11 protein-coding genes are annotated in these 16,131 nt (G+C 53.1%); 2 read left to right on the plus strand and 9 right to left on the minus strand.

Going from position 1 to position 16,131, the window contains the following annotated elements; genetic code table 11:
* Nucleotides 1-58 precede the first annotated feature (58 nt).
* Nucleotides 59-190: a hypothetical protein gene (locus AAHB90_RS12655; protein WP_342085506.1), complete on the plus strand. Its 132-nt coding sequence runs from the start codon at nucleotides 59-61 to the stop codon at nucleotides 188-190.
* Here the strand turns inward: AAHB90_RS12655 and AAHB90_RS12660 are convergent.
* From AAHB90_RS12660 to AAHB90_RS12695, 8 genes are all read right to left on the minus strand, one after another.
* The gene (locus AAHB90_RS12660) at nucleotides 180-1,877 is read right to left on the minus strand and encodes a GH39 family glycosyl hydrolase (protein ID WP_342085507.1); all 1,698 of its coding nucleotides are present in this window, start codon (nucleotides 1,875-1,877) and stop codon (nucleotides 180-182) included. The two genes, AAHB90_RS12655 and AAHB90_RS12660, sit on opposite strands and share 11 nt — an antisense overlap.
* A 25-nt stretch (nucleotides 1,878-1,902) precedes the next feature.
* Nucleotides 1,903-2,292, minus strand: coding sequence for a hypothetical protein (locus AAHB90_RS12665; RefSeq protein ID WP_342085508.1), 390 nt, complete (start codon nucleotides 2,290-2,292; stop codon nucleotides 1,903-1,905).
* Between the two features lie 11 nt (nucleotides 2,293-2,303).
* The gene (locus AAHB90_RS12670; RefSeq protein WP_342085510.1) at nucleotides 2,304-3,887 is read right to left on the minus strand and encodes an SLC5 family protein; all 1,584 of its coding nucleotides are present in this window, start codon (nucleotides 3,885-3,887) and stop codon (nucleotides 2,304-2,306) included.
* 7 nt (nucleotides 3,888-3,894) lie between these two features.
* Entirely contained in the window at nucleotides 3,895-4,905 is a 1,011-nt protein-coding gene (locus tag AAHB90_RS12675; RefSeq protein ID WP_342085512.1) for a GntR family transcriptional regulator, read from the minus strand.
* 80 nt (nucleotides 4,906-4,985) lie between these two features.
* Nucleotides 4,986-6,434 carry a trehalase family glycosidase gene (locus AAHB90_RS12680; protein WP_342085513.1) on the minus strand — a complete coding sequence of 483 codons (1,449 nt, stop codon included), beginning with the start codon at nucleotides 6,432-6,434 and terminating at the stop codon, nucleotides 4,986-4,988.
* Nucleotides 6,435-6,578: 144 nt separating this feature from the next.
* A complete protein-coding gene (locus AAHB90_RS12685) occupies nucleotides 6,579-8,291 on the minus strand; it encodes a RagB/SusD family nutrient uptake outer membrane protein (RefSeq protein WP_342085515.1) in 1,713 nt (570 codons plus the stop codon).
* 17 nt (nucleotides 8,292-8,308) lie between these two features.
* Nucleotides 8,309-11,365 (minus strand): SusC/RagA family TonB-linked outer membrane protein, encoded by a 3,057-nt coding sequence (locus tag AAHB90_RS12690; RefSeq protein ID WP_342085516.1) that lies wholly within the window; start codon nucleotides 11,363-11,365, stop codon nucleotides 8,309-8,311.
* Nucleotides 11,366-11,715: 350 nt separating this feature from the next.
* Nucleotides 11,716-13,878, minus strand: coding sequence for an alpha-galactosidase (locus tag AAHB90_RS12695; RefSeq protein ID WP_342085517.1), 2,163 nt, complete (start codon nucleotides 13,876-13,878; stop codon nucleotides 11,716-11,718).
* A 333-nt stretch (nucleotides 13,879-14,211) separates the two neighbouring features.
* On the opposite strand from AAHB90_RS12695, the gene AAHB90_RS12700 reads away from it, so the two are divergent.
* A complete protein-coding gene (locus AAHB90_RS12700) occupies nucleotides 14,212-14,637 on the plus strand; it encodes a hypothetical protein (RefSeq protein ID WP_342085518.1) in 426 nt (141 codons plus the stop codon).
* A gap of 13 nt (nucleotides 14,638-14,650) precedes the next feature.
* Here the strand turns inward: AAHB90_RS12700 and qhpG are convergent, their stop codons facing one another.
* Nucleotides 14,651-16,129 (minus strand): flavin-dependent monooxygenase QhpG, encoded by a 1,479-nt coding sequence (qhpG, locus tag AAHB90_RS12705; protein WP_342085519.1) that lies wholly within the window; start codon nucleotides 16,127-16,129, stop codon nucleotides 14,651-14,653.
* Nucleotides 16,130-16,131 lie beyond the last annotated feature (2 nt).

A 16,131-nucleotide genomic window follows, 5' to 3' on the forward strand; every position in this document is an offset into this window, starting at 1 on the left:
TAACATTCAGCTCCTTTCTCCATGCCGCAACAGGCTTTGGTCAGGTACCAACGGCCCCATGAGGAAAAGCATAATCAGCAGCCCGGCCAGCAATGGCAATATCATGATGAGGCTCGCTATCGTCACCGCCACTTTCCGGGCCCGGGGAATCATTTTCCAATCCGAAGTGGTCGCCATCCCTACCACTTGAAATGCAGCAGTGACACGGCTTGGCGCGGCAGTTGCATTTCCACGGTTGTCTGGCCATTCTTAGGTTCGATCCATTGAGGCGAAGTAAGCAATGCCAGTTGTCCGGCCTTTTCGAGCAGCCTGATCTGCTCCGCGGTCGGCTGCTTGGGCGAGCCCATGGCCTTCCAGGCTTCGTACGAGTTGCTGTTTTCCTTATCGATTCGGTAGTGGTACAGCATCACTTTCTGCGACGGCAGCCCTTGCACCAGAACTTTCACGGTGGCATCCTGTGAGGGCACATTGTCGTCGTGGTAGTTCCACACCATTACCGCCGCCGAATTGGCACTTTTGGAGGCAATACCATTGATATCCGCCTCTTTGCGAACACTTTCGTCCCTAACCCTTTTGAAATCGTAGGACAGGTTTTGTTTCACCTCTACCCTGTTTCCTTCCATCAATCCAAACATCCTGAACACGTTCAGCACCGGCTTGTCGACGCCATTTGTAGCCAGATCGCGGAACCCGCGGAACCAGGCCTGATCTTCAAACTCGAACGACCAGCTCACCGCTCCCAGCAAATTCACGCCCCGCGCCTCGGCCAGATCGTATTTCCGCGCAAACGACGCCGCCGTGTAGCTCGAATACATGGTACCATTGCGGTAGGCATTCTGCGGGCTCACATCTTCCGAACATGCAGCGCACCCCTCCGGATCGGATTCGCCGATGATGATCGGCAGCTTTTTGAGCGCAGGGTACGAAGCCACAATCTCGAAACCTTTGTCCAGGTCGCGCAGCTGCGTGCCCATGTTCATCTGTACATGCCCGTCCACGATCTTGGGCGCGCCCTTGGCATGGTAAGTGACAAAATCGATTGGTGTGCCTGTTTTACCCGTGACGTAATTTTTGCCACTGGTTACATGGTCGAGGAATTTCCGCATGAATACTTCGGACTTGTCCCAGGCCGGGCCGGTCACTTCCGGTCCGCCGATTTTGGCGGTGGGCAATGCGCGTTTCACAGCGTCGGCCGTGTAATCGTATAGTTTGATGTATTCGTCGACCGTACCTTTCCAATAGCTGATATTCGGTTCATTCCAAAGCTCCCAGTACCAGCTTTCCACCTCTTTCTTGCCGTAACGGGCCACCGAATGCTTCACCCATTGGTACACAAGCTCAGCCCATTTGTTGTAGTCGTTGGGAGGATAGGCCCAGCCGAGGTAAATGTCGTTATAGTTGTCGCCCGGCTTCCAGTGATGGCGGTAAGGCTCAGGTTTCGAGGAAAGCGCCTGCGGCATAAACCCGATCTGGGCAATGGGTTTCATGCCTCTCTCGATGTAGGTATCGAATATTTTGTCGACGATCTTCCAGTCGTACACCGGTTTGCCCTGTGCATCCTCGGTATAGGCATTGGTGGAACCCCATTTGAGCGCTGCTTCGCCGTCGCCCGTTACGAGCAGGCTGTGCGCCCGTACGTACACAGGTACTTTGCTCAGTTGCGAGATCTCCGTCAGCAGCTTTTTACCATCCTTCATATAGGTATAGTTAGGCTCGTCGTAGCCAAAAAAAGCCCAGATCGGCTGCATAGGGGCTTTCGCCTTGGCCAGATTGACGTCGATGGTAACCGGCTGCTGCTGGCTGAAAACAGGAGTGGACAATGCCGCACCCAGGGTGGCTGCATGGAGCAGGGCAAGCTTGGTCTTTCTAAAAAACATGGGACAGATGTTAAGAGATATAAAATTAGTATCCGGAATTATTCTGTTTGATCTGACTGTTCCGGCTGATCTGCCGGGTCGGTATCGGGAAAAGGTTATGCTTGTCGGCATAGCGGATCAGCGGATAGTTTACGCCTTCTTTAAGGTAGCCGGTCGCGAAATCTATCCAATGAAACTTGGTCAAAAATGGCGCGTACATGGTGACAGTGGCCCTGACGAGTTCATTAATGTCGTTTTTACAATAGTAAGGCATCTTTTGGCGCACCGACGGCCATTTCCGATAAGTGTCCGGAGTTTCGGAAAAGAATGATTTCCGCGCCTGGAAAATGACCAGATCTTTGAGGGCGTGGAACTGGACATTCACCCATTGATCGTTTGCGCGGGCGGGCCGAACAGGTAGCCAAGCTTGATTCAAATCGTGATTCTTTACCTGAATAAAAAGTAGAGACACCCCATAACAACCCCGATGCAGGCCCAGCCCAACCATATTTTCCCACGGTCGTATGGCGGCTGTGAAGCGTAAGTCTCGGCCAAAGTGGGCAGCGCTGAGCTGGAACGCTGTTCGGGAAATAATAGGGAAATGGCGGCCATGAGCATCATCAGGAAGGCGGTCAGCAGGAATGTGAGCAGCATAAAATGCGGCCAGAATGCTTTGTGCGGAAAGTCGTTCAGCTGCATGATGCCTACCGCCAGGCAGAGGGGCGAACCGAGGTATAATGTGAGGTTGGCGGCGCGGCTCGTGGCTTTTTTCCAGATCACCCCCATGATAAATACGGTCGTAAGCGGAGGGGCCAGGTAAGTACCTACGGCCTGCGAGAGGTCGAACAGCCCTTTGTCGACCGTCGATAGCAGGATCGACATCATCATGGCGATAAACGACGAGCCGATGATCACAATCCGTCCGACGGCCCGAAGTTTCCTTTGCGAAGCATTGGGATCGATGATTTTGGAATAAACATTTAAAGAAAAGACCATGCTGAATGCATTGATGCCGACGGCAACATCATAGATAAGCGCCGCGATGAGCGCGCCTAGCGTAATGCCTACCAGCCCGACGGGAAGCAGATTGGCCGTCATGACCATGTAGGCGTGGTCGGGATTACTGAGGTTTGGAAACAGAATGAAGCAATAAATGCCGGGTAACAGGAAAATGAAAGGCACCAGGGCTTTGAGGGTAGCCATGAGCATGGTTCCGTACTGGCCGTGCTGAATGTTTTTGGCAGCGAGGGTTTGCTGCACGATCGTCTGGTCGGTGCACCAGTACCATATCCCAACGACCGGATAGCCAAGCAACACAGCATGCCAGGGGTAAACGGGGTCGTCGGACGGGCGGAAGATCGTCCAGAATTCTTTCGGCGACCGGCGGATCACCTCCCCGATGCCGCCGATGTGGTCAATGGCGATCACGCCTACGATGCATGCCGCGAGCGTAACGACGACGGATTGCAGCACACCGGTTTTGGCGATCGCCCCCAGGCCGCCCGTAGCGGTAAAGCTCGTCGCGAGCACGGTAGCTCCTACTGCCGCTACCCAGAAGGGCACGTCGAGGATTTGCGCGATCACGAGCCCGCCCGTGAGCAGCACAAAGCTCACCGATACGATGAGCGTCGAAATCATAGAATAATAGGTCAGGAAAGTAAACGATCGCTGCCCATAGCGCCGAAGCAGGAATTCGGGCATTGTGCTGATTTTCGTCGCAAAGTAATGGGGGATAAACACCATTGCCAACAGCAGCAGGAACCACCAGGCCAGCCAGTCGAAGTTGGCGGCAACCATACCAGTGGTGTACGCCATTCCGCCGTAACCCACGAGCATCACGGGACTTACATTACTGCTGAAAATGGACAGGCCTACATTATACCATTTCAACGACTTGCCGCCCAGGAAAAGGTCGCTGGCCGTTTTGATCCGGCGTTTTCGGGAAAAGTACAGCCCTACCCCCGCCAGAACGACCAGGTAAAGCACGATAATGCCGGCATCGACACCGCTAAGAGCCACTTTTTCCCGCATCGCACCATCACAATGTTTTCCGCCGGATCAGTACATTGGGCAGGATCACCTGGATCTTCTGCTTTTGCATGATCGCCTGCCCCGCGAGCTTACCCATCAGGGCAAAATCGGTAGAGTATGTGGTGATATCGACAAATTCTTTCGCAGGCTCGTCGTTGACCGACAGAAGACCTACATCGACCCCCATTGTGAGCTTTTTACCCTTGCATTCTTTCAGGATCGCCCACATGGTGTAGTTATCGAGGGTGAAATATGCCTTTCCCTTCTCGACCGAGCCAGGAACGAACTCACTGATGATCTGTCCTTTAATAGAGAAATCTTGCAAAAAACGTTTAAATGAGAATACAATCTCTTTCGGATCGAGGGACTTGGGGGAATGATAGAAAATGATCTCATCGAACTCCCGGATCTTGTTCGCCAGGGCTTCCAGCACCGCATAGGTCGAGCGCTCGAATTCCTGCGCAATATAGCTCACTTCACCGTCCAGCTGTTCGAACCGGTCGAATATCAGCAGGTTGCTCCTGGGAACGGTTTCGAGGATTTCCTTCGTTCTGCGGTGCGGGATCGGGGCGATGACATACATGCCGTATTTTCCCTTGATCTGAAACAATGTGCTTTCGAGCACATCGACGCTGCCGTGGTGGAAGAACACGTCCAAATGCACTTTACTGCCGAGTTCTTTCCTGAAATTCCGGTAAAAAAGTTCTTCGAATGTATCGAGATTATACATGATCAGCGCCACTTTCATAAACTGGCTCGTCTGCGCATTGGTAACGTAATAGCCGATCCTGTTTTTAGATTCAACCACTCCCCTGTCGACCAGTTCTCCGTACCCCTTGCGTATGGTCTCGCGGGAGAAACTCAGTTCCTGGATCATCTGGTTCACCGACGGCAGCAGGTCGTTTGGTGAAACAATCTTCTGGTCGATTGCATTAATGATCCCTACGACGATCTGGTCGTGTTTGGAATACGATGTCACTTCCCGCAATTCCCTTATTTTATCAAATATGCTCTCCATTCGGTGATAATTACTTCGTAAAGCTAAAAACTTAAACCCGCCCCTGCAACGCGCCGTCGCAGGGGTTGGGGCTGTAAAGATTAATCGACACGAGCCGTGATCTGCTGATCAGCCGCCACGGGAACATCGACGAACGAAACTGTCCGCGATCCTTTCATGATCGTATGGCTTGCTTTTCGTCTGGCCCCGTTCACGACGATGAACGGATGCTTTCCTGCAAACATCGCCCGCCATTGCACCGGGCCGCGACCGGTAACGCGCAGCGACGCGGTCCTGGCAGTTTCGGTTACAGATATGCTCCCTTGCAACACAGGCAGGTTTTCGATGGTATGGGTATCATCCGTCCGCCCGTTGAACAGCGTCGTGATCCTGTTCACGCGCGCATCCGCTTCGATCCCCATAATGCCTTGAATCACACCCTGTACCGCTCCATAAGACACCTCGGGATATTCACGGCGCTTCGTTGCCGGGTCGGTCAGGTGGAGTATCTGGCTACGGATCTGTTCGGGATAGCCGTATTGACCCAGTACATAAGGGAAATACGACTGGTTTTCCACGTTCCAGTCACGCGCGAGGATCTGGTCGATCGTCTTGCGGGCCCGGGTTGTGTCCTTCAACACATCAAACCAGAGCAGGAACGTCTCGCCCTCCGTATAGCCAAATGTGCCTTTGGAAGAATAGTATGTAAAATACTTGTCTTCCTTGTTGCTCCACCACTTGGTTTCGATATGCTGGCGGTATTGCTCCGCTTTTTTGTCGAAACCGGCAGCCTCTGCGGTTTTCCCGTCCGCCCGAAGCATATCCGCATAGGTTTGCATACCTCGCGACAGGGCTGCCACGAGGTCAACGCCCATTTTCAGGTCGTGTACACCCTCGGAATACGACGCAAGCCCGCGGCAGCGGTGAAAGGAATCACGGTCATTATAGGCTGCGTGTGCATTCGGGTGAAGCGGCCTGGACAGCAGCGAATCGGGCTGCAATACCCAGCGCTCCACATATTCTCCGACGGACTTCCGGTAAAAATCGGCAAATTCCGGACCATTAATGTACCGCTTGTCGCCCGTCCACAAATAGAGCTTCCAGGCGGCGTTCAGCACATCGAAATTCGCATTGAGATTGTACCAGAATTCGTCGTCGTTCCGGTAGTCTTCCGGCGCGGGCTTTCCTTCCTTGTTAATTTCCCAATACGAGCACCAATCCTTGCTATCGGAAATGTTTTTGGCAAACTGGGAAAACATATTGCTGTTAGCTTTGCCGAGGCCAAGCATTTCGGCCGCCATACTCTGGTGCGCGACGTCGCGCATACAGAATGCAAAGCGCGAAGGCAATGCGGCTTCGTACCAGTCCCCCACCGGGTCGGCAGGGTTGCCCCGATGGCTCAGGGCCATGTCCCGGGCCCGATCGAATGCCGTTTGCAGTACGGCGTCCGTCGACCGGAATTTTAACACTTCATTTTGCGCCAAACACTCCTGCTGGAAGCACGACTGAAAAGCAAGGCCGATAAAAGCGGCTGCGATGAATCTGATCATCCCTTTGTTTTTGAATTAAAATACAATATTCTGATAATTTCTCCTTTAAAATGTCCCGCATTCCACGCCGGACATTCGATGCGCGACATTCCATGCGGAACATTCCATGCCGGACATTCCATGCGGGACATTCCATGCCGGACATTAATTATAATTCGGATTCTGAATCAGGGCCGGGTTTCTCTGTATCTCTGTCCGTGGTATCGGGTAAAAGTAAAGGGCTGGAATCCATACCCGTTTCTGAACCGTCGCCGATTGATAAGTAAAGGTACCATCGGGCTGTTTGGTGATGATTACCCCCAGGGCGTCTTTCGATCCAATTTCGGCGATGCCCCAACGACGGATGTCGAAGTACCGGTGGCCTTCAAAGCAAAGTTCAATGCGGCGTTCCTGCCTGATCTTGTCCATCAATGCCGCTCCGGATGCATTCACGGGAGGCATTCCCGCTTTCTGCGACCGCAATTTGTTCAGGTAAGCGAGCGCTTCGCCGTCTTCGCCCAATGCAGCGCAGGCTTCGATATAGTTCAGGTAAATTTCTGATAATCTGAAACCGACCCATTGCGAAGCCGCGTAGTCCTGCTTTTGCCAATCCACCGATTCATCCACCATTTTGCGGATCACATAGCGTGTCTTCGATGCATTCCATGGCGAATACGGGCTTTGAGGCGAATCGTCCCCGCCTTCGAAAAACTGGGTCGTCCGGCCCTTGAAGAGCTGATTATTAGCCAGGATCGTCGCATAAAACCTGGGATCCCGGTTGGCATAAGGATTTTTCGCATGAACCGGGTTCGCCCAGCTGAATGGCGTTCCGTCTGCCATTTCGAATGCGTCGACCATTTGCTGGATCACATTGTAGGCGCTATACCCTTCATAGCCGTTTGGACTAAGGTCGCGACTTACGGTATTGTACCGGTCGGCCCTTGCCAGGCCACTGTAAACCCTCGCAAAAATCACTTCCGGGTTGAAAAAATCGAGGTAGGTCTTGTTGTAGGTTCCATTACCCGCATTACCGTACAAGGCATATGGCGCGCCTTTGAAATCAATCACCGCTTTGGCAGCCTCCTTAGCCTGCTGCCAAAGTTTTTTGTCCCCAGAAGTATTGAAATAAGGACTTGCCGCATACAGCAGCAACCGTGATTTCAGCGCCAGCGCGGCTCCTATTGTAGCCCGGCCTTTGTCAAGATCGGCAGGATAAGCGGCGGGCAACAGCCGGACAGCCTCCGCAATATCAGCCAGAATGAAGTTCTGTGTTTCCGTCCAGGTCGCGCGCTTTTCGTTAAAAACCTTGTCGTTGACGTCGTACACTTTCGTAATCAGCGGCACGCCGCCAAATCGTTTCAGCAGTTCGAAATAGGCCAATGCTCTTAGAAAATGAACCTCCCCGCGCATGATGCGCACAGCCTGCCCGTTGGCGACGGTGTCAAGCTGACCTGCATTATTCAGGAATACATTGCATTTCCGTACCGAACCGTAAAGGTCGCCCCAGCGGTTCAGCGAAGAGGAAGTCTGGTTGTCGGCGGTGGCTTCGCCCTGGACATAACTGTTTTCGTTCGTCCAGTTGAAGTTGCCGTACAACTCGTCGGTCTGCGCGCCCCATCCAAAGCCGCCGTCTTTGTAGGCCATCACCGTCTGGTCGTAAATGCCGTTTACATATACCCGGACCAGGTTCGGATCTGTCCATACGTCGGACTCAGAATAGGCATTGCGCGGTTTCAAGTCGAGCACGTCCTTGCAGGAGCCCATTACCAGTATTCCGGTCACAATGGAAATACCGGCGAGCACCTTCCCGGACCAGCTAGCCGCGTTTTTAGCAGCCTGGATACTGGATGGGGTTTTATGGTTAGTTTGTGGTTTCATCGGTTGAATAGTAAGGATTAGAAGCTGATGTTTGCGCCCAGGTTCACGACGCGCTGCTGCGGATAGTAGTAGCCCGAGCTGTTAGGGATTTCGGGATCAAAAGACGGTCCGAATTGATCGATAGAGAACAGGTTGCTCCCATTAATATAGATGCGAGCACTGTGCATTTTCGCCTTTTTCAGCAATCCCGAAGGCACTGTAAAGCCCAGCTCCACATTTTTCAATCGCACGAATGCCGCATTGCGAAGCCAGAAGTCCGAAGTAAGGGTATTAACCCCTCTCGACGCGCCGGTAGGACCATTGAAATTACGCGGAAACTGATTGTCGCCTTCTTTTTGCCAGCGGCCGTCGAAAAACTCCCTCGCCATATTCAACCCGGCGGGGGCCAGGTACGATTGCGCCCGCGCCTGCCCCTGTACGAACAAAGAGAGGTCCAGGTTACGCCATGATAAACCCAGCGAGGTACCATAGATCAGTTCCGGCGTCCGGACGGATGATTTTCTTACCTGATCCAGGCCGCTGATAGCCCCGTCTCCGTTGATGTCCTTATAGCGGATATCGCCGGGGGCCGTGTTGGCCGGATGCGGACTGCCGTCGATGTCCGCCTGGTTCTGGTAAATGCCATCGGATTCGTACACGAGCCACGAATCGATGGGAATGTCGGTTTTTCGCTGATAGGATGGCACGCTCGCAGCCTCGTCCATGAAAATAACCTTGTTGCGGGCGAAGGTCAGGTTGCCCCTGATGTTGTACCCGAAGCTCGTCCCGATTGTTCCATTATAGTAGGCTTCTACTTCGATACCCCTGTTGAGCACTTTTCCAAGGTTCTGGTTCGGCAAGGTTAGTCCCGTGTATGCGGGTACGGACTCGCTGCGTGTAATGAGGATGCCCGAACGCATGGAGCGGAAATAGTCGATCGTAAGGCCCAGTTTGCCTTTGAGGAACTGTGCGTCGAGCGCTATGTCGGTCGTCGTAGCTACCTCCCAGGTAATGTCCCTGTTCGGGGTCGGGCCGGGCACCAGTGAGCTTACCTGCGAGGCATTCGGGCCGAGCGAATAGCCGAAACCTGTTCCCAGGAGGTAGGTCTGGATGTAGTTGAATGCCGAAACGGCGTCATTACCCGTTTTACCCCACGAGCCGCGTAATTTCAGCTCGGTGATGCTTTTTGAATTGAAAAAATCCTCCTGCGAAATGCGCCATGCGGCCGAAACGGCTGGAAAAAAGCCATAACGCTTGCCCTCGGGGAAGTTCTGTGAGCCGTCGTAGCGCATGTTGTAGTCAAAAAGGTATTTGTTCTTGAAACCATACGAAGCGCGGGCGATGAAGTTGTTGCGTCCCGTCTGGGCGGCTGTTGCATTATTCTGCTGGCCGATCAGGCTCCCTGCCGAAAGCTGGTCGAGCGAGTTGCTGAGAAAGTTCGATCTGAATGCGCTGATCTCGTCGGCATTGCCCTCAAAACGCTCATACGCCGCAAATCCCTCGACAGAATGGTCGCCGAAGCGGTTGTTATAGCCCAGCCGGATGTTCATCAGGTTTTGTTTCAGCGTACCACGCAGCTCCGACAAGCTGGGTTTGATCGCCGAATTGATCTGCACATACTTACCGGTTGCGCCGTCATAACGGAAAGCGGGTGGCGGGGTTTTCGTAAATGCCTTTGTTTTCGAAAAAGTGACGTCATAGGCATAGTAACCATCCACAAACACGCCGTCGGCCAATTTGGACAAGTCCCATTTGAAATAGGTTTTGGTCTGTAAAAAGTCGTTGGTAGCACGGTTGTAGCCCGCTTCCCCGCCGGTGATGTACACCATGCTGTTGTTAGGCCCACCGCCGATGCCCGGTCCGACGAGGCCATTCGGGTAAATCGGAACGAGGTACGGATAGGCAAGCCACAGCTCCCGGAATATCGCCCCGGCATTGTAATTCCCCACAGCCGAATTACGGAATTCATTGCGGTACAGCACGTCCACCCCGATTTTCAGGTTGTCGGTAACGGCGATATCCACGTTGGCGCGTGCCTGCGCTTGCTTGTAATAGGCTGCGTCACGTTTGTAAATGCCGTCCTGCTTCTGGTACTGGCCGGAAAGGAAATAGGTTACCTTATCGGTGCCGCCACGCAGGGAAATTACCTGATTGTGCTGCAACGCCTGCTTTTTCATCGTCGCATCCCACCAGTCGGTGCTGGGGAACGAGAGCGGGTCCGATCCGTCGCGGAACTTCTGTAATGTGGCATCGGGCCAGGTGGGCTTCTGGCCGATCATCTGATCGTATTCATTGGTTGCCAGCGCATACTCGTAGGAATTCAGCATTTGAGGGACGCGCGTCGCCTGCGTGAGCGACCAGTTGGTACCGATGGACAGCACCGGTTTGCCTGCCTGGCCACGCTTGGTGGTAATCAGGATCACGCCATTGGCCGACCTCGCCCCGTAAATTGCCGCAGTAGCATCTTTAATGACGGTAAACGACTCGATATCGGCAGGATTGAGCCGCGCAAAGCCTCCCGAGCGATCGGGAATGCCGTCGATCACGACCAGCGCGCCGGTACTACCCAGCGTCGCCTTCCCGCGGACGAAAATTTCCGCATTGTCGTTACCCGGCTCACCACTCCTTGTATTGGCGATCAGCCCGGGCACGCGGCCGGCTATGGAGTTGGTAAGGTTGCTCGCGGGCGATTTTTCCAGGTCGGCGCCTTTGATCGTCGAAACAGAGCCGGTAAGGTCGGCGCGGGTTTTGGTCCCGTAGCCTACTACCACTACCTCATCCAGGGCTTTGGTGTCCGCTTCGAGCAGCACGTCCAGCTTGGTTTGTTTGCCAACCTGAATTTCGCGGGGAATATAACCTATGTAGGAAAACACGAGGATTGCATCGGCAGAGGGGACGTTGATCGTAAAATTTCCGTCGGTATTGGTGGATGTGCCGCCATTGGCGCCCTTGATGATCACACTTACGCCGACAAGCGGGCCGGATGCGTCCGTTACCCGGCCCGAAACGGGAACCTGGGCCCTGACCGCCACGGGACCGGTCAGCAGCAGCAGCACGGCCAGAAGCAGTGGAGAAAAGCGGGTAGAAAAAATCATGTTTAAAGAGAGTTAGAAAGTGAAACGCAAGCTGCTCAGGCCAGCCTCCGGATGCCGCCCGACACAACCTAACGTCTAATTTTTTATCAAAAGAACACAATTTTTCACTAACCTATACTATTCTATACTATTTTGAATAAAAATATTTTTTCGGGCAGACCAGACCGGAGCGGCGAGGTGTATTTAGACCAATTGGTTATTAATAAGTATCATTTAGACACTTTTAGGGAAGTACTCTTTAAAGAATGGCATACCTGTACTATACTATACTTTTAAAAAACAAAAGAGACAAGTCCACACACCGGCGGACCTGTCTCTTTTGTTTTGTTGCTGCCAGCGGCTGGCGACTCCTACTCCACTACCAGCCAGGTGTAACTATCCGCAGGTATTTCCACTTTGTAGTCGACCTCGTAGTTCCGGCCGATTTTGTAGGATTGCGCCGTCCCTTCTTTTACCCGGATCTTTACCGACTGGTCTTTACCCGTGTAATACAATGGCAGCTTGATATTCCTGACCATTTTCTGCCCTGTCGGATTGTACAGCATCACCAATCCTTTCACTGGCAATTCGGGGTTGACGTGCATAATACCGTCCCAATCGCGGCCGTCGGCACGGCGGAGGTGGACAATGTCCGAATTGAGAATGTCGCGATACTTTTTATACCAGCTGATCACGTTACTCACCGTTTTTTTCGTCTCGTCGGTATCGTACAGGCGCGGGCCGCGGTAGCATGCCTGTACCCCGGCGCCATAATATTGCATCATGAGCTGCTCGTAGGCATCCAGGTGCTCCGACAGCGGTTCGAGTACCGCCTCTGGCCCCCCGCCCTGGTATTTGGTAAGCGGCACAAAGCCCCATACCATCGACGGCGTTTCGTTCCAGCTCGCATCGTAGATATTTTGCCGGTTCAGTATCTTCTGCTGATCGCGCGAGAGGGAGAAATTCACCTCCCGGTAACCGAGCGCTACTTTATTGGTCCCGTCGAGGAAATACCAGTCGGGGGCATTGACATAAATGCCGTTTTCGCTGCACCAGTGATAAAGGCTTTTTTGCATCGCCATTTGCTTCCATTGCGAGTCGGCCAGCCCGTCATGCCCCGGGTGCGAGGTAGAGGCGCAGACATCGCCCGGATAAGGCCCGTCATTTTCAAAAATGTTGAACCCCGTGTAGCTCATGAATTTTTTAAGCTTTTCCACGTAGGCCAGTCCCCATTTACTGCCCAGGCAGGGCGCATTGCCAAAGAATGCACCGCCGGTTTTACCTGTTTTAGGGTTAATGACATCGTCCTCCTCGCTGATCTTCCGCGAGCTGAAAAGCGAATAGCTGCCGATCAGCACCTTTTTGCTGTGGGCATAGTCGGCCAGGTCTTTCCATTTTTTGAGGTTTTCGGGCGAAACATCCTCCATGTTGCAATGGCTTCCGAAGCTGAGGATCAATGCCTCATAACCTGTCGCCGCGCATTGATCGATGGCGGTCCGTACCTGTTCGTCGTTTTTGCTGACCAGGTGCATAAAAATCGGGTTGACCGTCGTCCAGGGGGCGATAGTCCGGTACATTTTACGGACCGCCATCCCTTTTCGTTCGCGGTCGTAGCTGTCCATCAGCAGCTCATAGGTACGGATCGATTCCAGTTTTTCGCCCGCTTTGAGACGGGTCCCCATGGCTACTTTCGGGTGTACTTCGAGCAGGCAGGGCGTTTGGTAATCATAGTTTACCTGGGAAGTGTAGCTTTTATCCACCTTCCAGTGCGTCGCCTGATCGCTGAGCGGATAACGCATCGCATTGTTGAAAGCGAAGTTATTTTCAATATACAAACCATTAGGCTTTGCCATTTCCTCCGGCTTGCCCACTACCGCGCTCTCCTCCTCGGTCACGGCCAGTATCTCGTTCACGACCTGATCGATCGTAACGTCATTCCCGCTTTTATTTTCAACGGTTACCCATTTGGATACCAACGGGATGCCGTCAAAGATCGCGTAATGCACATATACATCCACGCCCTTGAGCGCGGGAAGCGAAGAGGCGAAACGGAACGTTACTTCACTTCCGGTCGCGTTTTTCCTGCTTCCTGCCCACATGGTGGTCTTCCATTGCAGGTAAGGTTCAATTTTCGAGATTTTGTGATCAATATAATGAAAGGCGCTGTCGGACACTTTCAGTTGGTCTATCCATTGTGGCAACAGGTACGCATTCTCTTTCTGCCCGTACAAACCTCCCACATTGTAGCCGACGCCGTTCAGTATTATTCTCGCCTCGGGTTTCACAGCACGGAGCAACTGCTGCCCGTTGGTCAGGTTCTTGTATTCAATGCAAGCCAGATCGGGTTTGAGCCGGAAAGCCCTTTTAACCAGGCCGTTAGAAATGACGATATCGCTACCGTCGGGTGATTGTTCGATGCGTGCTTTTGCGGGTTCGGCTTTGATAAGCCAGTCGCTGCCGGCTACGGGATCGGGGTTTGTTTGTGCCTGGGTGGTGAAACTGAGAAGGCTAACTGCTAAAAAGAGGTATTTCATAAAAGGTATTTAATTGATTAAGGGCTGTTTTTAAAAGGTAATTCTGAGCAAAGTTTCTAAAAAATAAAGTATCCCGGATGCATTACCTGCCCGGGATACCTGAAAAGTCTTGCATATCTTCTGCCGAGACTCAACCCAGCCCACCTTGTGGGGATTCGCCACCCATCCTGGATATTTCTCGGCGGTAAAGTGAAAGATAAAAATCATTAAATACAAAAAAATCTCTCGAATTGCGGAAACGACCCCACTTCTGTCCCGCGGTACGATTTTTGTAACAAAAATAGTCTTACCAATTCTCCACTTTTAGTTTAAACACTTTTCCATCAGCTACTTATGGGCACACTACCATTCTGGCTTGCCATTGCGAGCTTCCTGACGCCGGCCACCGACGTCTGGCAAACCAACGGGGGCCGTCTGGTCTCGTCCGTCGCTAATCGCCCCAATCATGGAGATGCCGGTTATTTCTTTTCGCTGAGGCAGGTACCGCTTTCGGAAAAGCATTACATTTTTTCGGCAGACCCTCTGAAGAAAGCTGTTTTGGTAGACGGGGATAAAAGTATCTTCCTGAGCCACACGATGACCGTCAGAAGCACCAAAGGATTCGATATGTATTTTTCCGCGACGGATTATAACGTCACGCTCGCTGTGAAAGAAGCCAGACGGGTCGACGAGGGAATGACGGAGTACAAGGGTACCCTGTTCATTCGCCACGGTTCTGCAAAGCAGAAGCTTGCCGTGCACGGTTTCCAGAACAAATGAGAGATTTGAGGCACTATTCAAACACTTCCGCGGCCCACAGAAAACCGAATATCTTTTTAATATCGGCGTATGCGAAATGACGGCACCAGTTTTCAATGGCGGCGCCATAGGTTACGCCTTCAGGTAATGTATTGAGGAGCGGCGGAAGCTCGATATGGTTCACATAAACCGTCGGCCTGGCAAGGTTCGGGTGTACGAGGGCTTGCCTTATTTCAACGCGATCGCCGGTGACGGCGAACTCGGTACTGTACGTAAGCCGGGACGACAGGCGAACAGGTTTATTCCAAAGAAACCCGATAAGCGGCTCGATGGGCACGGCGGGAGCTTCTGCTGCCCGATGCACGGGAGCCTCCCGGCTTGCCCGTTGCTTCACCATCCCGATAAATGCATTTGGAACGGCTATTTCATCCATTCCAAAGTTTTTTCTTTTTTTCCAAAATGAGGATTGTGCCTCCGATTGGGCTGATCGTTCATAATAATCGGAAGTCCAGCGGCAATGGGTGGCTACCGCGTCGGCAAGCTTACTTTCATAGAATGCCCTGGCCACAGCCGGGTCCCCATCAGAAAGCATCGTATGGACGGCAATAGCAGTTTGCAAAGAAAAGCGCATCGCGGCTTCCACTCCCGTTGAGGATAGCGGATCGAGTGTAAACGCGGCCTCACCGATCTTTATGAACTGCTGATGCCACGGGGTCGTATGCACATAAGCGTTGACCACGCAACTTTTTATGTCCGACTCCCGGCCGGTCTGCGGAGCGCCGAACAGCCGCGCCTGGGAGAGCATCAGTTGCAGGGATTTTGCCGGTCCTTTTTCTTTGATCAAATCCGCGTCCGTGAAGGCCATGACCCGATACCGGTTCCCCGGGACAGGAGCGCCCCAGATCCACCCCTCCTGCACCGTTTCGATACGGGCTTCGTGGGGTCGGGCCGCGGGCGGCATTGTATGGGAAGCTACGTGCGTCCAGATCCCGACCGACGCCGGGGCCAGTTCAACACGCTCGCGGGAATGCGCGCCATTTCGTCCCCGGCCGTCCAAAACCACATTGCTGGTAATTATCAGATTACCGGCAGCCGACTGTATTTTCAATTCATATCGATCATCGTGGAACGACGAGGCTACCATTCTGGCGGGCTGGAAAGTATGCAGCCCCATCCTGACTGCCAGCGCCAGCATTTGCGCATCCAGATGCGCCCTGTCGACCATCCACCCGGCGCCTCGTTGCCCGGCTTCCAGCAGCACAGGCTCCCCCTCGCTCCACGCGATCCGTGCCGGTATATCATGCAGGTAGCGGGCGTCTTGCAATAGCTCACCCGCTCCCAGATAATCAAAAATGTGCCGTACTCCCGGGGAAAGTGATTCTCCGATCTGCGGGCGCGGAAACTGTTCCTGCTCGATAAGCGCCACAGCATGTCCCATTTCCAAAAGACGAATGGCGGCTGTCAGCCCGGCGGGGCCGGCACCCATGATGACGATCTCAAAATTCTGAACCATAA

The organism is Dyadobacter sp. OTU695, from assembly GCF_038440355.1.
Lineage (GTDB): Bacteria > Bacteroidota > Bacteroidia > Cytophagales > Spirosomataceae > Dyadobacter.